Origin of the sequence: Georgenia faecalis, from assembly GCF_003710105.1 — a bacterium.
Lineage (GTDB): Bacteria > Actinomycetota > Actinomycetes > Actinomycetales > Actinomycetaceae > Georgenia_A > Georgenia_A faecalis.
Genome location: NZ_CP033325.1, coordinates 665,187 through 682,635, shown reverse-complemented (window position 1 = coordinate 682,635; position 17,449 = coordinate 665,187). Strand labels below are relative to the sequence as shown.

17 protein-coding genes are annotated in these 17,449 nt (G+C 71.5%); 9 read left to right on the top strand and 8 right to left on the bottom strand.

Annotated features, from left to right (window positions below; translation table 11 throughout):
* Nucleotides 1-15: 15 nt before the first annotated feature.
* Complete coding sequence (locus tag EBO36_RS02885) at nucleotides 16-1,539, bottom strand: ABC transporter permease (protein ID WP_122823286.1); 1,524 nt, start codon at nucleotides 1,537-1,539, stop codon at nucleotides 16-18.
* A 244-nt stretch (nucleotides 1,540-1,783) separates the two neighbouring features.
* Entirely contained in the window at nucleotides 1,784-3,628 is a 1,845-nt protein-coding gene (locus EBO36_RS02880; RefSeq protein WP_122823285.1) for an ABC transporter substrate-binding protein, read from the bottom strand.
* Between the two features lie 417 nt (nucleotides 3,629-4,045).
* Here EBO36_RS02880 and yidD point away from each other — a divergent pair, with 417 nt between their 5' ends.
* Nucleotides 4,046-4,333, top strand: a complete 288-nt coding sequence (gene yidD, locus EBO36_RS02875) for a membrane protein insertion efficiency factor YidD (RefSeq protein ID WP_122823284.1) — start codon at nucleotides 4,046-4,048, stop codon at nucleotides 4,331-4,333.
* A 103-nt stretch (nucleotides 4,334-4,436) separates the two neighbouring features.
* Here the strand turns inward: yidD and EBO36_RS02870 are convergent, their stop codons facing one another.
* On the bottom strand, nucleotides 4,437-5,036 hold the full coding sequence (locus EBO36_RS02870) for a TetR/AcrR family transcriptional regulator (protein WP_206515618.1): 600 nt from the start codon (nucleotides 5,034-5,036) through the stop codon (nucleotides 4,437-4,439).
* A 43-nt stretch (nucleotides 5,037-5,079) separates the two neighbouring features.
* Nucleotides 5,080-6,255, bottom strand: coding sequence for a DUF2867 domain-containing protein (locus EBO36_RS15425; RefSeq protein WP_222928760.1), 1,176 nt, complete (start codon nucleotides 6,253-6,255; stop codon nucleotides 5,080-5,082).
* A gap of 155 nt (nucleotides 6,256-6,410) precedes the next feature.
* Here EBO36_RS15425 and EBO36_RS02855 point away from each other — a divergent pair, with 155 nt between their 5' ends.
* On the top strand, nucleotides 6,411-7,049 hold the full coding sequence (locus EBO36_RS02855) for a TetR/AcrR family transcriptional regulator (protein ID WP_122823282.1): 639 nt from the start codon (nucleotides 6,411-6,413) through the stop codon (nucleotides 7,047-7,049).
* A gap of 82 nt (nucleotides 7,050-7,131) precedes the next feature.
* On the opposite strand, the gene EBO36_RS02850 is transcribed toward EBO36_RS02855, so the two are convergent.
* On the bottom strand, nucleotides 7,132-8,088 hold the full coding sequence (locus tag EBO36_RS02850) for a DUF2867 domain-containing protein (RefSeq protein WP_244925345.1): 957 nt from the start codon (nucleotides 8,086-8,088) through the stop codon (nucleotides 7,132-7,134).
* Nucleotides 8,089-8,644: 556 nt separating this feature from the next.
* Here EBO36_RS02850 and EBO36_RS02845 point away from each other — a divergent pair.
* The 3 genes from EBO36_RS02845 to EBO36_RS02835 all read left to right on the top strand — a co-directional run bounded on the left by EBO36_RS02845 (nucleotide 8,645) and on the right by EBO36_RS02835 (nucleotide 12,804).
* On the top strand, nucleotides 8,645-9,094 hold the full coding sequence (locus tag EBO36_RS02845; protein ID WP_222928759.1) for an SRPBCC family protein: 450 nt from the start codon (nucleotides 8,645-8,647) through the stop codon (nucleotides 9,092-9,094).
* 116 nt (nucleotides 9,095-9,210) lie between these two features.
* Nucleotides 9,211-9,804 (top strand): VOC family protein, encoded by a 594-nt coding sequence (locus EBO36_RS02840; RefSeq protein ID WP_122823281.1) that lies wholly within the window; start codon nucleotides 9,211-9,213, stop codon nucleotides 9,802-9,804.
* A gap of 246 nt (nucleotides 9,805-10,050) precedes the next feature.
* Nucleotides 10,051-12,804 carry an amidase gene (locus tag EBO36_RS02835; RefSeq protein WP_122823280.1) on the top strand — a complete coding sequence of 918 codons (2,754 nt, stop codon included), beginning with the start codon at nucleotides 10,051-10,053 and terminating at the stop codon, nucleotides 12,802-12,804.
* 120 nt (nucleotides 12,805-12,924) lie between these two features.
* Here EBO36_RS02835 and EBO36_RS15950 read toward each other — a convergent pair whose 3' ends face one another.
* Both EBO36_RS15950 and EBO36_RS15945 read right to left on the bottom strand, forming a co-directional pair.
* Nucleotides 12,925-13,152 carry a hypothetical protein gene (locus tag EBO36_RS15950; protein ID WP_342352722.1) on the bottom strand — a complete coding sequence of 76 codons (228 nt, stop codon included), beginning with the start codon at nucleotides 13,150-13,152 and terminating at the stop codon, nucleotides 12,925-12,927.
* Nucleotides 13,149-13,502, bottom strand: a complete 354-nt coding sequence (locus tag EBO36_RS15945; RefSeq protein ID WP_342352721.1) for a hypothetical protein — start codon at nucleotides 13,500-13,502, stop codon at nucleotides 13,149-13,151. The genes EBO36_RS15950 and EBO36_RS15945 overlap by 4 nt, the downstream gene beginning before the upstream one ends.
* Nucleotides 13,503-13,731: 229 nt before the next feature.
* Between EBO36_RS15945 and EBO36_RS02825 the strand changes: the two genes are divergently transcribed.
* The 3 genes from EBO36_RS02825 to EBO36_RS02815 are packed head-to-tail and all read left to right on the top strand — an operon-like array spanning nucleotide 13,732 to nucleotide 15,776.
* Entirely contained in the window at nucleotides 13,732-14,424 is a 693-nt protein-coding gene (locus EBO36_RS02825) for a histidine phosphatase family protein (protein ID WP_122823279.1), read from the top strand.
* 24 nt (nucleotides 14,425-14,448) lie between these two features.
* A complete protein-coding gene (locus EBO36_RS02820) occupies nucleotides 14,449-15,003 on the top strand; it encodes a DUF3090 domain-containing protein (RefSeq protein ID WP_122823278.1) in 555 nt (184 codons plus the stop codon).
* Nucleotides 15,003-15,776, top strand: a complete 774-nt coding sequence (locus EBO36_RS02815; protein ID WP_122823277.1) for an SCO1664 family protein — start codon at nucleotides 15,003-15,005, stop codon at nucleotides 15,774-15,776. Before EBO36_RS02820 ends, EBO36_RS02815 begins: the two co-directional genes overlap by 1 nt.
* 45 nt (nucleotides 15,777-15,821) lie before the next feature.
* Here the strand turns inward: EBO36_RS02815 and ychF are convergent, their stop codons facing one another.
* Nucleotides 15,822-16,907: a redox-regulated ATPase YchF gene (ychF, locus tag EBO36_RS02810; RefSeq protein ID WP_122823276.1), complete on the bottom strand. Its 1,086-nt coding sequence runs from the start codon at nucleotides 16,905-16,907 to the stop codon at nucleotides 15,822-15,824.
* Nucleotides 16,908-17,056: 149 nt separating this feature from the next.
* On the opposite strand from ychF, the gene EBO36_RS02805 reads away from it, so the two are divergent.
* Nucleotides 17,057-17,398, top strand: a complete 342-nt coding sequence (locus tag EBO36_RS02805; protein WP_122823275.1) for a cupin domain-containing protein — start codon at nucleotides 17,057-17,059, stop codon at nucleotides 17,396-17,398.
* The last annotated feature ends 51 nt before the right edge of the window (nucleotides 17,399-17,449 follow it).

Genomic DNA, 17,449 nt, shown 5'->3' with positions numbered 1-17,449 from the left:
TCGATCTCACCGGGCTCATCGCCGGATCCGCGGGTCGAGGAACGCGTAGGCGATGTCCGCCAGCATGTTCATGACGACGGCGGCGGTGCCGGTCACGAGGTAGAACGCCATGACCGGGGCCGGGTCCACCGTGGTGAGGCCGGTCCGGAACAGCTCGCCCATGCCCTTCCAGCCGAAGACCGTCTCGGTGAGGACCGCGCCGCCGATGAGGCCGGCGAAGTCGAACGCGACGATCGTCGTGATGGGGATGAGCGCGTTGCGGAAGGCGTGCTTGGTGATGACCGTGCGCTCCGAGAGGCCCTTGGAGCGGGCGGTGCGGACGTAGTCCTGCTCGAGCACCTCGAGCATCGACGCCCGGGTGTAGCGGGTGTAGCTCGCCACCGAGATGAGGGTGAGCAGGATGGTCGGGAGGATGAGCTGGGTCCCCTTGTCGAGGAACTCCTGCCAGAACGTCCCGTTGAAGTTCGGGGTCTCGGACCCGATGGTGGAGATCGGCCGGCCGTTGCGCACGACGCCGAGGTAGCCGCCCCAAGCCGTGAGGACCTGGTCGGCGACGACGAGGCCGGTCATGATCGTCGCAGTGCCCACCGAGGTCCAGATGGCGACGCGGCGGGAGAACCCGCCCCAGAACCAGCCGCTGACGACGGCGATGACGATCGCCACGGCGAGCAGGCCGAAGACGACCGCCCACGAGCCCTCGCTGAGCGGCCCGTCGAGGACCAGGGCGGCGACGGTGGTCGCGGCCACGGTGGTGAGCGAGGCGTACAGGACGCGCCGGTTGCCCAGGCCCGTGGTGAGGGAGACGAGGAGCAGTGCCGCACCGAGCGCGGCGAGGACGACGACGACGATCCCCAGGGCGGGCTGGCGGTACCAGTTGACGGCGTCGAAGTAGAGCATCGCCGCGAAGACGAAGGCGAAGGTGCCACCGCCGGTGACCAGCCGCCGGCGGGCGTCACCGCCGAGCATGCCCTGGACGATGAGCCCGAGGACCGCCGCGATGAGGAGGATCGTCACCACCGACATGTCGGGGTCGGCGATCCAGTCGTTGAACCGGATGGCGCCGTACTCCTTGAGGAGCACCGCGGCCCAGAAGACCGGCAGCGAGAAGAACATGAAGGCAAGCAGCGTGGCGATGTAGTCGAAGCCCGAGTACTGGCGGATCGCCGTGAGGATCCCCATCGCCACGCCGATGATGATGGCGAGGACGGTGGAGAGGAGGACCAGGCGCAACGTCGAGCTGGCCGCACTCGCGAGCAGGCTCGAGACGTCGATGCCGGCCCGGTTCACGCCGAGGTCGCAGGAGCCGACGACGCACCTGCCGACCCCCGCGAGCCAGCTGCCGTACCGCTCGTACCACGGGTCCTCCAGGCGCATCGTGTCGATGCGCTGGGCGATGAGGTTGTCGCGGTTGGGGTCGTTCGACTCACGAAGGTCCGCGAGCGGGTCGCCCGAGTTGATCGTGAGGACGAACATGAGCAGCGAACCACCGAGCAGGATGAGGAACGAGATCCCCAGCCTGCGGAGGATGAACTTGATCACGTACTTGCCCTTCAGGACTGGGTCTGCGCCCGCCGGTCGGCGTCATCGAGGGCCGGCACTGGCCGATCCGCACAAGGGATCCTAAGCGCCAGGTCGCGGCGTGCGCACGAACGGCATCGCACGGGACACGCGAGCCGGTGGGGCGGGAGGGGTCTTCCTCCTGCCCCACCGGCTCGAACGCGTGCGAATCCGCCGCGGAGGTGGGAGGCACGTGGCCGGGGGCTACCCGGCCACGTGCCGTGGATCACTCAGCGAGGAGCCACTGGTCGGCGTTCCAGGCCACGCCGTTCTGCGTGGCCGTGTGCCGGACGTTCTCCATGCCCGCGGAGTACGCGACCACGCCCGGGTGGGCGAAGATCGGGATACCGAAGAGCGTGTCCCACAGCTCCCGCTCGATGACCTTCGTCTGCTCGAGGTGGACCTCCGGGTCGAGGGACTGGGCCAGCGTGACCCAGGCCTCGTCGACGGCCGTGTTGGTGTAGCCGCCGTAGTTCTGCGGGTACGCCGTCGAGTAGATGTTCTGGCCCGAGGCGATCTGGCCGGAACCGGCCCACGCGAAGAGCGCGGCCTCGTAGTCACCGGCGGGGAGCGCCACGGAGAAGAAGTCGGCGCTGCCGACGTCGGTGACGTTGAAGCCGACCTGGTCACAGCTCGACTTGATCATCTCGACCTGGTTGGTACGGCGCGGGTTGGGCGCGGAGTACCCGATGCGGACGTCGATCGGGGTCGCGATGCCCGACTCCTCGACGAGACGCTGGGCCTCCTCGAGGTTCACCTCGTCGAAGCGGCCGTCGTAGGACGCCTCGACGACCTCGTCGTAGGTGTCCTGGAACGGGAAGACCTCACGGGCGTTCATGAGCTGCGCCTCGGGGTCGACCGGTGCGATGAGGTTGTCGACGATCTGCTGGCGCGGCATGCAGTAGGCGAAGGCCTCCCGCAGGGCGAGCCCGCCCTCGGCGTCGGAGAACACGCCGCTGGCGAAGTTGAAGTCGAGGTGCTCCCAGGTGAGCTCGGCGCCCGTCTGGACCTCGACCGCGTCGCCGAGCTGCTCGAGCTGCGGCAGCGTGTCGACGGTGGCCTGCGGCTCGATGACGTTGAGGTCACCGTTCTCAAGGGCCTGGGTGTGGGCGTCGGCCGCGAGGAAGCGGAAGGTGATCCGGTCCGTGGCCGCCGGGGTGCCCCAGTACTCGGGGTTCGCCTCGAGCGTCAGGGACTGGCCGGCCGTCCAGCCGCCCTCCATGAGCTGGTAGCGGTTGCCGGAGGGGGCGATCGACGGGTCGGGCAGCTCGCCCGGGTTCGACAGCCAGCCGTCGTTCCAGAACTCCGCCGCCTGCGTGAGGACCTCGACGTTCTGGTCCTTGATCGCCTGGACGAGCTCGGTCTCGGTGAGACCGATCTGGTCGGCCACGACGTGCGCGGGGAGCAGGTAGGCGCCCGTGACGAGCTTCCAGTCGGGGTACTTCTCGGCGTACTCGACGGTGAACGTCTTGTCGCCGTCCTCACCCTGCGGGCCGTCGGGCACCTGGGTGTTGGGGTAGTCCGGCCCGGAGACGTGGTTGAAGACGGGGGCGGCCGGGTCGGGCGAGAGCCACGCGGGGTTCTGCGAGACCCACTCGAGCAGGAAGTCGCCGTAGTCGATGGCGTTGCCGTCGGACCACGTCGCGTCGTCGTTGACCGTGTACTCGATGACCAGCGGGTCGTCGCCCTCGAGGCCGGAGACGACCTCGACGGTGCCGAACTCGGGGTTCTCGTGGATGGTGCCGTCGGTCCCGAAGTAGAAGAAGCCCTCGGGGCGGATGCGGTCCATGATGACGTTGCCGTACGTGGAGTACGTGTCGGCGGTCAGCGTGTTGTAGCCGGTCCACTCGTCCTGACCGGTCGAGTAGAAGATCTCCCCCTCGGCCGTCTCGGTGATGTCGAGCGCTTCCTTGTCGGTGCCCTCGTAGGTGTCGGAGCCTCCGGACTCGCTCGTCTGCTCCCCGCCGCCGTCCGCGGTGGCCGGGTCGTCGGGGCTGCTCGTGCAGGCTGCGAGAACGAGCGAGCCCACCACGACGACCGACGCGGCCTGAGCCGTGCGCCTGATCTTCAATGTTCCTCCTGATTGGAATAGACGTGTGTGCGCCGTCCGGGTGCGTCGGGTCGATGGTGCAGACCCGGGAACCGGCCGACGGAGCACGCCGAGGTGCCGTCAACGTACACACCCGCGAGGGGGCAAGACCCCGGCCCCAATGGTTTAGAAACCCGATCGTTATGGACTTGAGACAGCGATCCGGCTCACATCTCACCATGTGAGACTGGTCACGGGTATGGCGCGCCGAGCCGTCGCGTGCCTCGCCTCGGCGCCACGACCGGGCGGTCTACGGGAGTTCCGGGACCACCCTCGGCGCCCATGGTACGACGGACGCCGACCGTGTTTCGGTGCCCTGCCAGCGTTTGTGGGGTCCTGCGCAGCGTCGGGCCGCGGCGTGCCGCGCCGATCGAGGCCCCAGCCCGTAGCGTCTGGCCCATGAGCCTCCCCAGCCGCCTCGTCACCACGCTCATCCGCGTGTACCAGCGCCGAATCTCCCCCCGCAAGGGCTTTACCTGCGCGCACCTCGTCGCGCACGGCGGACGGTCGTGCTCCGCCGCGGTCGCCGACGTCGTCGCCCAGGTGGGGGTGGCCCGCGCCCTGGTCCCCACCGCCGCCCGGTTCCTCGCCTGCTACCAGGCGGCCCAGCTCCTGGCGTCCACCCAGGTGCAGGGCGTGTGCTGCTGCGGCGGCATCCCCGTCCCGTTCCGTTTCGGCGGGCGCTGAGCCTACGTTCGTCGACACGGGGCACGTGGCCCCCGCCGACCGAGGCCGGGGCTAGGCGTACCGCCGGCGCTTGGTCGGTGACGTGCTCGGTGCCGCGCGTCGTTCAGGAGCGGTCGGTCTCGAGCCGGGCCGCGTACAGGGCGAGGTAGCGCTCATGCGCTGCCGCGACCGCGTGACGGTCGCCGGTGGCCAGCTGGTCGAGGAGCAGACCGCGGACGACGGCGAGGCCGAGCCTCGCGTCGAGCGCCGCTTCCTCCGGGGTGCTCGTCGTCGCGGCGAACATGGCGGTCAGCGGCTCCAGCCACTCCTCGACGGACGCCTTGGGCAGGGCGGCGGCCGCCCCGCGGCCCTGCAGGCCCGCCACGTACAGCTGGAAGAACAGGCGTTCGTGGGGGGCCGCCGAGGGGCTGGCAAGCTCACGCCACATCGCTCGCGCGGCGGCGACGGGGTCGGGGTTGTCGGACGCGAGCTCCGCACGCCGCGCGCGCTGGAGGCGCTCGACCTCCTCGACGACGGCGACGAGGAGTCCGTCGAGGGAGCCGAAATGGTAGATCACCATGCGGTGGCTCGTGCCGAGCGCCTGCGCCAGGCGTCGCAGGGTCCATCCGCCGCTGCCCTCGCGGGCCATCAGCTCGATGGTCGCGTCGAGGAGTCGCCGGCGAGGACCTGGTGCGCCCGTCCCTGCGGTCCCAGCGTTCGACACGCCGTCAGCCTAGGGGAACGGAGCCCCGCGTCCGGGCGTCACGTCAGGTGGCGACCGGCTGGGCAAGCCCGCACGCGCGGGACGCGAGGGTGGCCCGACGCCTGGCGCGGCGGGCGGCCAGGAGCAGGGCGACGGCACTCAGGAGGATGAGGTCCTGACCGACCCCCGGGCCGGCGATGGCGGCCTCAACCACGAGCCAGCCGCCCAACGCCCAGGCGAGGAACGCGGGAGGAGCGACGCCCCGGCGGTTGAGCCACAGCACGGTGAGACCGACCACGACGAGGGGCGGGCCGAAGCTGTTCACGCTCAGCCAGTAGGCGCTCATGGCCGGACTCATGTGCGAGAGGTCCTCGTGCCACAGCTCCCGTCGGAACCACGCCCCGGCATGGCGCGCGGCGCCCAGGGCCGTCAAGGCGCCGAGCGTGTGGGCGGTCCCGTAGAACACGATGAGCCGGCCCGCCCACGCCGTCCGGGCGTCACCGGACGGGTCGCGGTGCCGCTCGGGACGGCCGGGGCGCGGCGTCGGGGCGCCGGCGTCCGGACCGAGCACGAGGCGATCCCGCTCCCGCCAGGCGCGCTCCCACTTCCGGGTCAGCGCCGGGTAGACGATGAGGTACCGGAACGGCTTGATCGCGGCCATGTACACCCGTCCGAACCGGCCGTTGGGCTTCACCAGGGCAGCCATGCGCAGCTCGTACTCGCCGTCGTGGGTCGGCACCCAGCCCAGGTGGCACAGGTCGTGGACGGTCGTGTTGGCCAGCTCGATGACGCACTCGTCCGCCAGCTCGTACACCAGCGTGAACGGCGTGTGGGGCACCGGCTCCCCGGCCGCCTCCTGGCGCAGGTCGGCCGGCAGCCGGTCACGCAGGGGGACGACTCGGCCCGCGAGCCCCCGGTCGGGCGTGTCCCAGCCGAGGAGTGCGCCGAGCTTCCAGCGCATCGCGAAGAGGGCGCGGACCAACCGGGGGTTCTCGTTGAGGCCCCCCGCGGCGCGCAACGCGGCCAGCATGAGGGGAAAGTCGTCGGGCCCGGCCCCGGGTGTGCGGTAGGCCCACACGTCCTCGACCTCGAAGTCGGGCGCGATCTGGTGGATCCGCCACGGGCGGGCGGTGTGCTCAACGTCGGGCAGCCGGTTCGACCACCGGGCAGCGCCGCGGAGCCGCCGGGCGGCCACTGAGGGTGCGCCGCCGCCGCGTCGTCGGATCCGGGTCGGCTCCATCGCGGAAACATACATTCGTGCATGCATGTTCGTCAACGGTCTCCCCACATTCCGCCGCGGCGACCGCCAGCCGCCGGGCCCCACATACGTACGGCGCTGTATGTACGCTCGCACCGAGAGTGGCGAGAGTGGCGAGAGTGGGAGGTCGGCGGGCGGTGAACGAGACGACGGCGCGTCGCACGCAGGCCGACCGCCGGGCCGCGACGCGCGGGGCACTGCTGGAGGCCGCGGCACGGGGCCTGTCCACCTACGGGTACGCGAACCTCGTGCTGGAGCAGGTGGCCAGGGACGCGGGCTACACCCGGGGCGCCCTGTACCACCTGTTCGCCAACAAGGAGGAGCTCGCGCAGGCCGTCGTGGCCTGGGTGAGCGAGACGTGGGACGCCGAGGTGCGCCGGCCCGCCCTCGCGGAGCAGGACGCCCTGGCGTCGCTGATGACGATGACCAGGGGGCACGTCGGGTACTGCCGGCGCCATGACGGCGCCCGGGTGATGCTGGCGTTGAGGGTGGAGTTCACCGGGCAGGACCATCCGGTCGGGCGCGCGATGGAGGCGACCTACCACCGGCTCGAGGCCGAGTGCGCCGAGCTGGTCGCCGCCGGTCGCCGCGACGGCTCGGTCCCGCCGGGGCCTCCGCCCCAGCTCACGGCGGCCGCCCTGCTCGCCGTCCTCGAGTCGGTGGCGATCGAGGTCGCCGGCGCCGCTCCCCACGACGTCGAGCTCGCCCAGCGCGCCGTACGGGGAGTGCTCGGCGTCCTGCCCCTCGCGTCCACCCCGACGACGACGGCCCCCTGACGGGCGCAGCCCTCGTGCGGCGCGTCGCCTGGAGTCCCGCCGCGAGCGCGCCGGTCTTCTGCCCGGGACGCTGCCACCCCGCTCACCCCCGCTCGGCCATCCAGCGCTTCTCGATGCCGCGGAGGAGTGCGGGGTAGACGACGCCGTACCGCAGCGGCTTGATGAGCGCCATGTAGAGGCGGCCCAGCGCGCCGTTGGGGCGCACCAGCACCGCCATCTGCCCCCGGTAGCCGCCGTTCCCGTCCGGCACCCACCCGAGGTGCATCACCCCGTGCACGGTCTTGTTGGCCACCTCGGCCGCCCACTCGTCCCTCGTCTCGTAGAGGGTGGTGAACGGAACCCCGGGAAGGTCGCTCCCCGGCGCCGCCGTGGCGACGCCGTCCGGGAGGCGCCCCCGCAGCGACGAGACACGGGTTCCGAGCCCCTCGTCGGGTCGGTCCCAGCCCAGGACTCCCCCGATGATCCAGCGCGCCTTCCACAAGGCACGGACGGCGACCGGTGCCCGGTCGGGGAAACCGTCGTCGATGACCGCGTGGAGCAGGCGCGACAGCTCGTCGGCGGAACCGTGCACGTCGATCAACCACACGTCCTCGAGCGTGAAGTCGGGGGCGATGGCATGGATCAGCCACGGCCGGTCGGTGTGCGCATGCGGCGGCAGCCTCCTGGCGGCACGCCCTCGCCCGGGAGCGGGGCGGGTCGCCAGACGCCGGACGGTGGTGAGCATGGCGGTCCTCAGCAACCCGCTGAACGGGCGGATGACGACCCAGTACGCCGCGAAGGCGCGGCGGGTGCGCTCGTCGGTCGCCGTGCACAGTGTGGCCGTGCGAAGGCGGGTGAGCGTCGGAGCCAGCGGCTCGAGCACCCACTCCATGCCGTACTTGAGCCAGCCGGGCTCGTCGAAGTGGGCGACCCCGCGGAGGCCGTCGACGGCGACATGGGCCCGCGGGTCGGGTGACCAGGGACGGCCGATCATCGCCAGTGCGGAGTAGCGGGGCGGCTCCTCCTCGAGGACTCCCGTCCGCGACAGGCCCTCCAGCACAGTCGTGCTAGACCCCCGCCCGCCGGCGCCTCGGCGGCGTGCGCCACGTCCGAGGGCAGGGAGGTCGGCCCACCGCAGGGCGTGCAGGGCCGCCCACGTGTCCTCGACCGACGCCTCGACGTCGATCCAGTGGTGGCTCCCGACGTCACCGCCCTCCAGCGCGCGGGCCAGCGGCGTGGGTGCTGTCGGCTCCCGGGCAGGCCGGGCCGGGCCGGTCGGTGGCCGGTCGCGGCCCGGGGTCGGCGGGGATTCCGCGTGGTCTCGGTACGTCACGTCACTCATCGCCCTGCCCACTCTCCGAGCTGCCATGGGCGGTGCCGGTCACCGCCTGGGTGTACCAGACGGTACGCGCGCACCCTCGCGCTGACCAGAGGTGCGTAGCGGGCGCGGGTGGCCCCCAGCGGCAGCCGCGGGCCCGCACCGTACGTCGGGCATCACTCGTTTCGTGCCGCGCCCGCAACGCGGCCGCGCGACCTCTTGACCCGCCCCGGCACCCCCGGTGTACCATCTGGTACATCGGGGCGGCCCGCCCCGCGCGACGGACTCGGAGGTCACCATGGCCCTGCGCTACCGCACGACGGCGAGGATCGCCGCGCCCGCAGACACCGTCTGGGACGTGCTCACCGACGTCGAGCGCATGCCCGAGTGGACCCCCTCCATGACGCGCGTGCGCCTCGTCGACGAGGACCGTCTGGAGCTCGGCACGGCGGTGGAGGTCCGCCAGCCGCGCATGCCGCGCATGACGTGGGTCGTCGACGAGCTGACGCCCGGACGGCACTTCCGATGGTCCGCGGTGAGCGGGGGGACCGTCACGCACGGCGAGCACTGGCTGGCCCCGCGCCCGGACGGTCGGCAGGTCGACGTCACGCTCGAGATCCGGCACGCCGGGCCGCGGGCGCGGCTCGTCGGCGCCCTCACCATGCGCCGCACGGCGCGCTACGTCGAGATGGAGATGCAGGGGCTCAAAGCGGCCAGCGAGGCCACCGCGGCCGGCCTGGAGCGGTAGCCAGCGCCCGCGGGTAACCGGGCCCGCCGGCCGTCAGACGTTGAACCGGAACTTCGCCGCCTTGCGCCACGGATAACCTCTGGATCGTCGAGTCGCACCCGCGTAGATTTGCGGAGGTGCCTGACCCCCGCACGATCCCCCTGCTGCCTTGCGGCGACATCGGCGAGATCGAGCCGTTCTTCGCCGCCCTGGGATTCCGCACGACCTATCACCAACGCCGACCGAACCCGGCCCTCGGGCTCAACGGTCACGGGTTCGACCTGCAGTACTACGGACTGGACGGTCACACACCAGAGTCGTCGCACAGCTCCTGCCTCGTCATCGTCGACGATACGGGCCAGATCTGGGAGGAGTTCGCAGCAGGACTCCGCGAGACGTACGGAAAGCTGCCGATCAAGGGCTTCCCGCGGATCACACGGCCGCGCGCCCGCAAGAACGCCGACGGGCTGAGCGGTTTCAGTCTCGTCGACCCGGCTGGCAACTGGCTTCGCTTCTTCAGCAGCGGGAGCGCGGAGACCTCGCCTCCCGAGCTCAGCCGGTTGGGCGAGGCGGTTCAGAACGCGGTCGTGCTCGCCGACAGCAAAGGGGACGTGCCTCAGGCTGCCAAAGTCCTCCAGGGTGCGATCAAGCGCGCGCCCGCTGACGATCCGGCGCAAGGCGACGCTCGACGCTTCATGGACGAGCTGACCGAGCGCCTGTCGGACGGCTGATGTCGGGCCGGGCCTCGCTCAGACGGTGAACCGGAACTCCACGACGTCGCCGTCGGCAATGACGTAGTCCTTGCCCCCGACGGGCCGGCGACGACACCCCCGACGCGAAGGACTGCGACCGGGGGTCCCGCTGCTCGCGAAACGTCGTCGTGCGCCGCCCGAAACGCCTGGGAAACGGCGCCGTGGCAACGTGTCGATCGGCCGGTCGACGGGGTTCCGGCACAAGCCAAGCGAGGAGCACAACCGATGAGAACGACGTCACGACTCACTGCACTCGCCGCTGCACCGCTGGTCGTCGCCGGCCTGGTCATGCCGGCGAGCACGGCGGGCGCTTTCACCTACGTCACCGACGCCGAGGGCACCGCGTGGGGTATCCACAGCGCCGCACCGCCTGCCGTCGACACCGGCAGCATCCGGGCCACGCAGAGCGGCACCGGTGTGCAGGCGCCGTACTCGACGATGCTCAACGGCTACGGCGGGATCCGGGTGACCGTCGACGCGACCGAGACGCACCGCTTCGACGGTGAGCTGTTGCGCGGGTTCGGCCTGACGGAGAGTGGCGAAGGGCAGTTCGAGACGACACAGTCGGTCGAGCTGAGCGGCGTGCTCGTCTCGCGCGCCGTCCATGTCGAGACGGGCGCCACCTTCGGTCGCTGGCTGGACACCTTCACCAACACCACCGACCAGACACTGACCGTCGAGGCGGCGTTCGGCGGCCAGACCGGCTTCGGGTCCACGGGCACCAACGCGAGCCGCGTCGTCACGACCTCCAGCGGTGACGCGGAGGTGACGACGCAAGACTCGTGGACCGCGTCGGCCAGCGGGACCAACGCCGAGCGCACCTCCGGCGGCCCGACCGCGACCGTCGTCGGGGATTTCGACCGCACCGGCAACTGGCTGCGCGACACCTTCACCCAGCCGATGGGCACCCAGGGGCACGCCGCAAACTTCCCCGCCTACGTGAACACGCTTGCGCTCGCCCCCGGCGAGACCGCCTCGCTGCTGCGCTTCGTCGTCGTCGGGCAGCCGGTCACGGCCGGCACCCTGGACGCCGAGGTCGCTGAGGTGAGCGGCGTGGCTGCTGAGCTCGCCGCAAACCCGGTGCTCGACGGCCTGTCGCGCGCGGAGATCTGCTCCATCGTCAACTTCGGCAGCCTCGTGCCCGCAGACGAGCCCACGCACTGCCTCGGCGACGGCGCCACGGAGGTCGAGCAGCCCGAGGCGCCTGCCGGGCCGCCGACCGTCACCACCTCGTCCTACGACGTGGTCGACACGACGATCGAGCAGATGCGGGCGGACCTGGAGGCGGGCCGCACGACCGCCGTCGAGATCACCCAGGCCTACCTCGACCGCATCGCCGCCTACGACGAGGGCCAGTTCGGGTTCAACGCCTACACCACCGTCGCGAGCGACGCGCTGGAGCAGGCCGCCGAGGCGGACCGCCGTCGCGCGGCCGGCGAGACCGGCGCCATGCTCGGCATTCCGATCGCGGTCAAGGACCTGTACCACACCAAGGACATGCCGACCACGAACGGCTCCCTGACCTTCGACGGCTTCCGGCCGGCCGAGGACGCCTACCAGGTCGCCCAGCTGCGTGACGCCGGGGCGGTCATCATCGGCAAGGCCACCATGGAGGAGTACGCGACCAGCGGCTCCTACTCCGACAGCGGCTACGGCACCGTGTGGAACGCGTTCGACCCGTCGCGCTCCGCGCTCGCCTCCTCGGGGGGCTCGGCTGTCGCCACCGCCACCAGCATGGCGGCGGCAGCGCTCGGCTCGCAGACCGGCGACTCGCTCTACGCCCCTGCCACCGCGGCGAGCCTCTTCACGCTGCGCGGTACCGACGGCATGCAGTCCGACCGCGGCGTGATGCCGCTCTCCTGGCTCCAGGACTACGCCGGCGCCATGACCCGTTCGGTCTCCGACCTGGCGGACATCCTCAACGTCACCTCAGGTACCGACCCGTTGAACCCGGAGACCGCCGAGGCCGACGCCCACCGCCCCGAGGACTGGCGCACCGTCCTCGACGAGGACGCTCTGGAGGGCAAGCGCATCGGGATCCTGCCCGCGGCGTGGGTGGACCCGTACGGCACGACGACGACGATCGACGCGTCGCAGGCCGCTCTGCAGCACATCGAGGCGGCGGGAGCCGAGATCATCGAGCTGCCCCAGGGCCCGGTCGCACCGGAGCGCGGTTCCTGGAACCTCAACTGGGAGGGCTGGGCCCGGTACATCGAGTCCTACCCCGAATTCGGCGCGACGTCGCCCGCGGAGATCGTGTGCTCCCAGGACAAGCTGCCCTACACGCGGTACGCCCCCGAGTTCTGCGAGGGGACGCAGCGGATGACGGACGCCGAGGTCGCCGCGTGGCGTGACTACCGCGCCCAGTACAAGGTGAACATCGCCGCCTGGATGGACGAGTACGACGTGGACGCCGTGGTCTACCCGTCGCTGCTGTCGGAGATCAGCCTCAACGACGGTGGTGGGAACCGCTCCAGCTTCGGACGCCGAGACACCCCGTCGGGCGGCTCCGGCGTCCCGACGGTCGCCATGCCGGCCGGGACGGACGTCAACGGTGCGCCGATCAGCCTGCAGCTGATGGGCCGTGCGTGGGACGACGCGGAGCTCGTCGGCATGGCGTACGCCTTCGAGCAGGTCGCCGCCGGCCACGTCGCCCCGGGCACCGCCCCGGCACTGACCGTCGTCGAGACACCCACCGAGGAGCCGACGGAGCAGCCGACCGAGGAGCCGACGACCGGCGACCCCGGCGCGGAGCCGACCGCGGAGCCGACCGCGGAGCCGACCACCACCGATCCGACCGCGGAGCCCACGACGGAGGAGCCCACCGCGGCGCCCACCGCGGGCGGCCCCACGGCGCCCGGCGGCCAGCTGCCGAGCACAGGTCCTGGCGGGATCGCGGCGAGCCTCGTCGCCGCCCTGGCACTCCTCGCCGCGGGTGGTGCGGCACTCACCCGGCGCCGGAGGACGCAGGGAGCGTGACCCGGCGGTGACGCCATGACGACGGCCGCCGGCTGTGGCTCTCACGACGAGAGCCGCAGCCGGCGGCCTTCGTGCATCGTGGGTGCCGTGCCCTCGCCGTGGGAGAGGTAGCCGAGCCGCTTATCGCGCGCTGCCCCGGTGACGGCGGCAGCGCGCCTGGTAGGACTCCGCACCGCCGACGTGCTCGGCGGACGCGACCGTCGCGTCTCCGACGTCGTCGGGCACGAGACGGACGTGGAAGGCCGCGTCCTGGCCGCAGACCGCACACACGGCGGTGAGCCTCGTGACGTCCTCGGCCAGTGCCATGAGCGAGGCGAGCGGCTCGAACGGACGGGCGTCGAAAGTCACGCAGAGCCCTGCGACGACCACCGTGGTCCCCCGAGGACGAGCTCGTCGACGGCGGGGACGAGGTCCATCCCGAAGAACTGGGCCTCGTCGATCGCGAGGAGGTCGAGCGGTCTTCCGTCGAGGACGGCCCGCACCGAGCCGACATCCGGCACGGAGTGCGACGGCACGCTGAGGCCGGCGTGCGAGGCGACCCGGCCGACTCCGTGGCGCTCGTCCAACGAGTGGTTGACGACCTCGACGGCCAGGCCGGCGAGGCGGGCGCGCCGCACACGCCGCAGCAGCTCCTCGGACTTCCCGGCGAACATCGGCCCGCAGACCACCTGGAGCCGGCCCTGCCGCTGTGTGCGCATACACGCAACGGTAGGGCGCTGAGCTGGCCACGATCGGGATCGATACCGTTACGTGCGCTTCGTACTGGACGAGAGCTGCGGCCGGCGGCCTGGCAAACACCGGGCGGTCGAGGGGGCGCGGAGAGAACGGATCTACGCCGACGTGCGCCGATCGTGCGAGCTCTCATCCGTCACGGGAGGCGCGCCCCGTGCGTTCACACCGTCGTCCCTGGGTGAATAGGCTGGCTGGATGGCGACAGCTCTCCTGGTGCGGCACGGTCGCACCACAGCAAATGCCGCTGGGCTGCTGGCCGGTAGGGCCGTCGGCGTCAGCCTGGACCCGGTCGGGCGCGACCAAGCTGCTCGAGCCGCAGACCGGCTCGCGACCGTTCCCCTCGTAGCGGTGGTGTCGAGCCCCCTTGAGCGTTGTCAGCAGACCGCCCAGCACATCCTCGATCGCCAGGGGGGCACGCCATACGCGCCGGTCGATCTCGATCTCACCGAGTGCGACTACGGCCAGTGGCAGGGCCGCATGCTCTCGGAGCTCGCGACCGAGGATCTGTGGCCGCTGGTGCAGTCGCAACCATCTGCCGTCGTCTTTCCCGACGGTGAGTCGGTGGCCGCGATGCAGGCCCGGTCGGTAGCAGCCGTCCGCCGCCTCGATGCAGCCTTCGAAGCCGAGCATGGGCCCGATGCGGTGTGGGTTGCGGTCAGCCATGGTGACGTCATCAAATCCATACTCGCCGACGCGCTCGGCATGCACCTGGACATGTTCCAGCGCATCGACGTGGGCCCCGCATCCGTGTCGGTCGTGCGCTACGGCGCTAGCCGGCCGAGCGTCCACGCGACCAATACCGACGCGGGTGATCTCTCGTGGCTGGCGAAGGGGATCCACTCTGGCGATGCGCCGGTGGGTGGCGGCGCAGGGCGCGAGGCGCCGTGAATCGCAGGCACCTAGAGTATTGGCATGCCTCTGCGTGTCCACGAGTTCGACTGGCCTGACCGGGCCGTCGTCGGCACCATCGGCCTCCCGGGAGCGCGCACGTTCTTCCTGCAGGTGCGCGCAGGGAAGCAGGTCGTGAGCATCGCCCTGGAGAAGCAGCAGTCGGCTCTGCTCGCGGAGAAGATCGACGAGATGCTCGACCAGCTCATCACCATCGGGGGCAACCCCTTCAGCGTCCCCACGAGTACACCGCCTGAGCTCGTCGACAACGACCCGCTCGAGGCCGTCCACGAGAGTTTCCGCACCGGCGCCATGAGCCTGAGCTGGGACCCCACCACGGCCCAGGTCGTGCTAGAGGCCCACCCCCTCACGGACGTCGCTTCTGACGGCGACGACCAGCTGCCTGACGAGGACGGCGACGACGAGACCGAGATGCTGCTCGTGCGCATGCCGGTAGGCACCGCCCGTGCATTCGCCAAGCGCACCCGTAAGGTCGTGGGCGCCGGGCGCCCGGCGTGCCCGCTCTGCGGCTACCCCGTGGACTCCGACGGGCACGTCTGCACCTTTCCCGAGGACTGATGTCGGCGACGGACCTCGTGACCGCCGAGCTGACGATCACCGGCCGCATGAGGACGGCCTCCAACGCGACATTCCTGGGCACCATCGGCGACGCGATCGTCGTCTACAAGCCGATAGCCGGCGAAAGTCCGCTGTGGGACTTTCCCGACGGCACCCTGGCGCACCGAGAGGTGGCCGCCTACCTGGTCTCGCAGGCCCTGGGCTGGGGCGTGGTGCCGCACACCTGGCTGCGCCACGGCCCCCTCGGCGAGGGCATGGTGCAGCTCTGGCAGGAGCAGGACCCCGACCACCGTGCCGTCGAGCTGGTCGCGTCGAACCACGTCCCGGAGCTGGGCTGGCGACGCGTTCTCGAGGGGCGCGACGAGAACGGACGGTTGATCGCCCTCGTTCACGAAGACTCGCCGGCGCTGCGGCGCATGGCGGTCTTCGACATCCTCGTCAACAACGCCGACCGCAAGGGCGACCACGTCCTTGCCATGACGGACGGTCACCGGCACGGCGTCGACCACGGGCTCACCTTCCATCGCGACCACAAGCTGCGCACGGTCCTCTGGGGATGGCTGGGAGACGCTCTGAACGCCGAGGAACACGACGGCATCGATCGAGTCAGCGAAGGACTGCACGGTGACGGTGACCTGGCAAGAAACCTGGCGGACCTGCTCAGCGCCCAGGAGATCGCATCGCTCGCTGCTCGCTGCTCCAGCCTGCGCTCGGCAGGGCGGTTCCCGGCTCCCGCCGGTGAGATGCCGGCGGTTCCCTGGCCACTGTTCTGAGGAAGTCCCGGCGACGGGCATCGCCGGGTCGTGTGACGTCGGGGGCTAGACGTTGAAGCGGAACTCCACGACGTCGCCGTCGGCCATGACGTAGTCCTTGCCCTCGATGCGGACCTTGCCGCGGGCCTTGGCCTCCGCCATCGACCCCGCCGCGACGAGGTCGTCGAAGGAGACGACCTCGGCCTTGATGAAGCCGCGCTGGAAGTCGGTGTGGATGACGCCGGCGGCCTGGGGAGCGGTCCAGCCCCGGTGGATCGTCCAGGCGCGCGTCTCCTTGGGCCCGGCGGTGAGGTAGGTCTGCAGGCCCAGGGTCTCGAAGCCCACCCGGGCGAGCTTGTCCAGGCCGGCCTCCTCCTGCCCGCTGTCGGCGAGCATCTCGGCGGCCTCGTCGGGCTCCAGCTCGACGAGCTCGGACTCGAACTTCGCGTCGAGGAAGATCGCCTCGGCCGGCGCGACGAGCGCCCGGAGCTCCGCCTGCATCGCCTCGTCGGCGAGCCCGGCGTCGTCGGTGTTGAAGACGTAGATGAACGGCTTGGCCGTCATGAGCTGGAAGGTGGCGAGGTGCTCGGGGTCGAGCCCCGCCTTCTCGGCGCCCTGGGACAGCGGCGTCCCGGCCTCGAGCAGCGCCAGGGCGCCCTTCGCGGTCTCGAGGACGGCGGCGTCGGTCTTCTTGCCGCGGACCTCCTTCTCCAGGCGCGGGAGGGCCTTCTCCAGCGTCTGCAGGTCGGCGAGGACGAGCTCGGTGTTGATGGTGGCGATGTCGTCGGCGGGGTCGACGCGGCCCTCGACGTGGACGACGTCGGGGTCGGCGAATGCGCGCGTCACCTGGCAGATCGCGTCGGCCTCGCGGATGTTGGCGAGGAACTGGTTGCCCAGGCCCTCCCCCTCGGAGGCGCCGCGCACGATGCCGGCGATGTCGACGAAGGACACCGTCGCCGGGACGATCCGCTCGGAGGCGAAGATCTCCGCGAGCGTGGCCAGGCGCGGGTCGGGCAGCGGGACGACGCCGACGTTGGGCTCGATGGTCGCGAACGGGTAGTTCGCGGCGAGCACCGTCGCGCGGGTCAGGGCGTTGAAGAGGGTGGACTTACCGACGTTGGGCAGTCCGGCGATTCCGATGGTGAGGGCCACGCGACCCGAGTCTACGGCGCGAGCGGACGACGTCCGCCCACGCGCCGTGCGAGGGCGGCGCCGGGACCCCGTGGCGGCGGAGGCGGCGGGCGCGGGGCGCGCGGTACCGCCAGACTGGGGATGCCCCTCGACCCCCACCAGGAGGAACTGTGCCCGACCTCACCCGCCTCGCCGAGACCCACCTCGCCGCCGCCCTCACCGACGAGCACGGGCGCAGCGCCGAGCTCATCATCCGCGACGACGTCCTGCGCCAGTCGGTCATCGCACTGCGCTCGGGCAGCGAGCTCGCCGAGCACAACTCCCCGCACGCCGCGACGCTGCAGGTGCTCGTCGGCCGTGTGCGCGTCACCGGCGCCGGGGACGGCGAGGTCGCCGCCGGCGAGATCCACCTGCTCACCCACGAGCGCCACGCCGTCGCCGCCCTCGAGGACTCGGTCTTCCTCCTCACCACCGTGACGAGCATGCCGGGGCAGGCCCACGACGGGAGCTGACCGCCCTGTCGGCGCCGGACCGCCCCGCCCGGCGGACGCCCGATGTCGGTG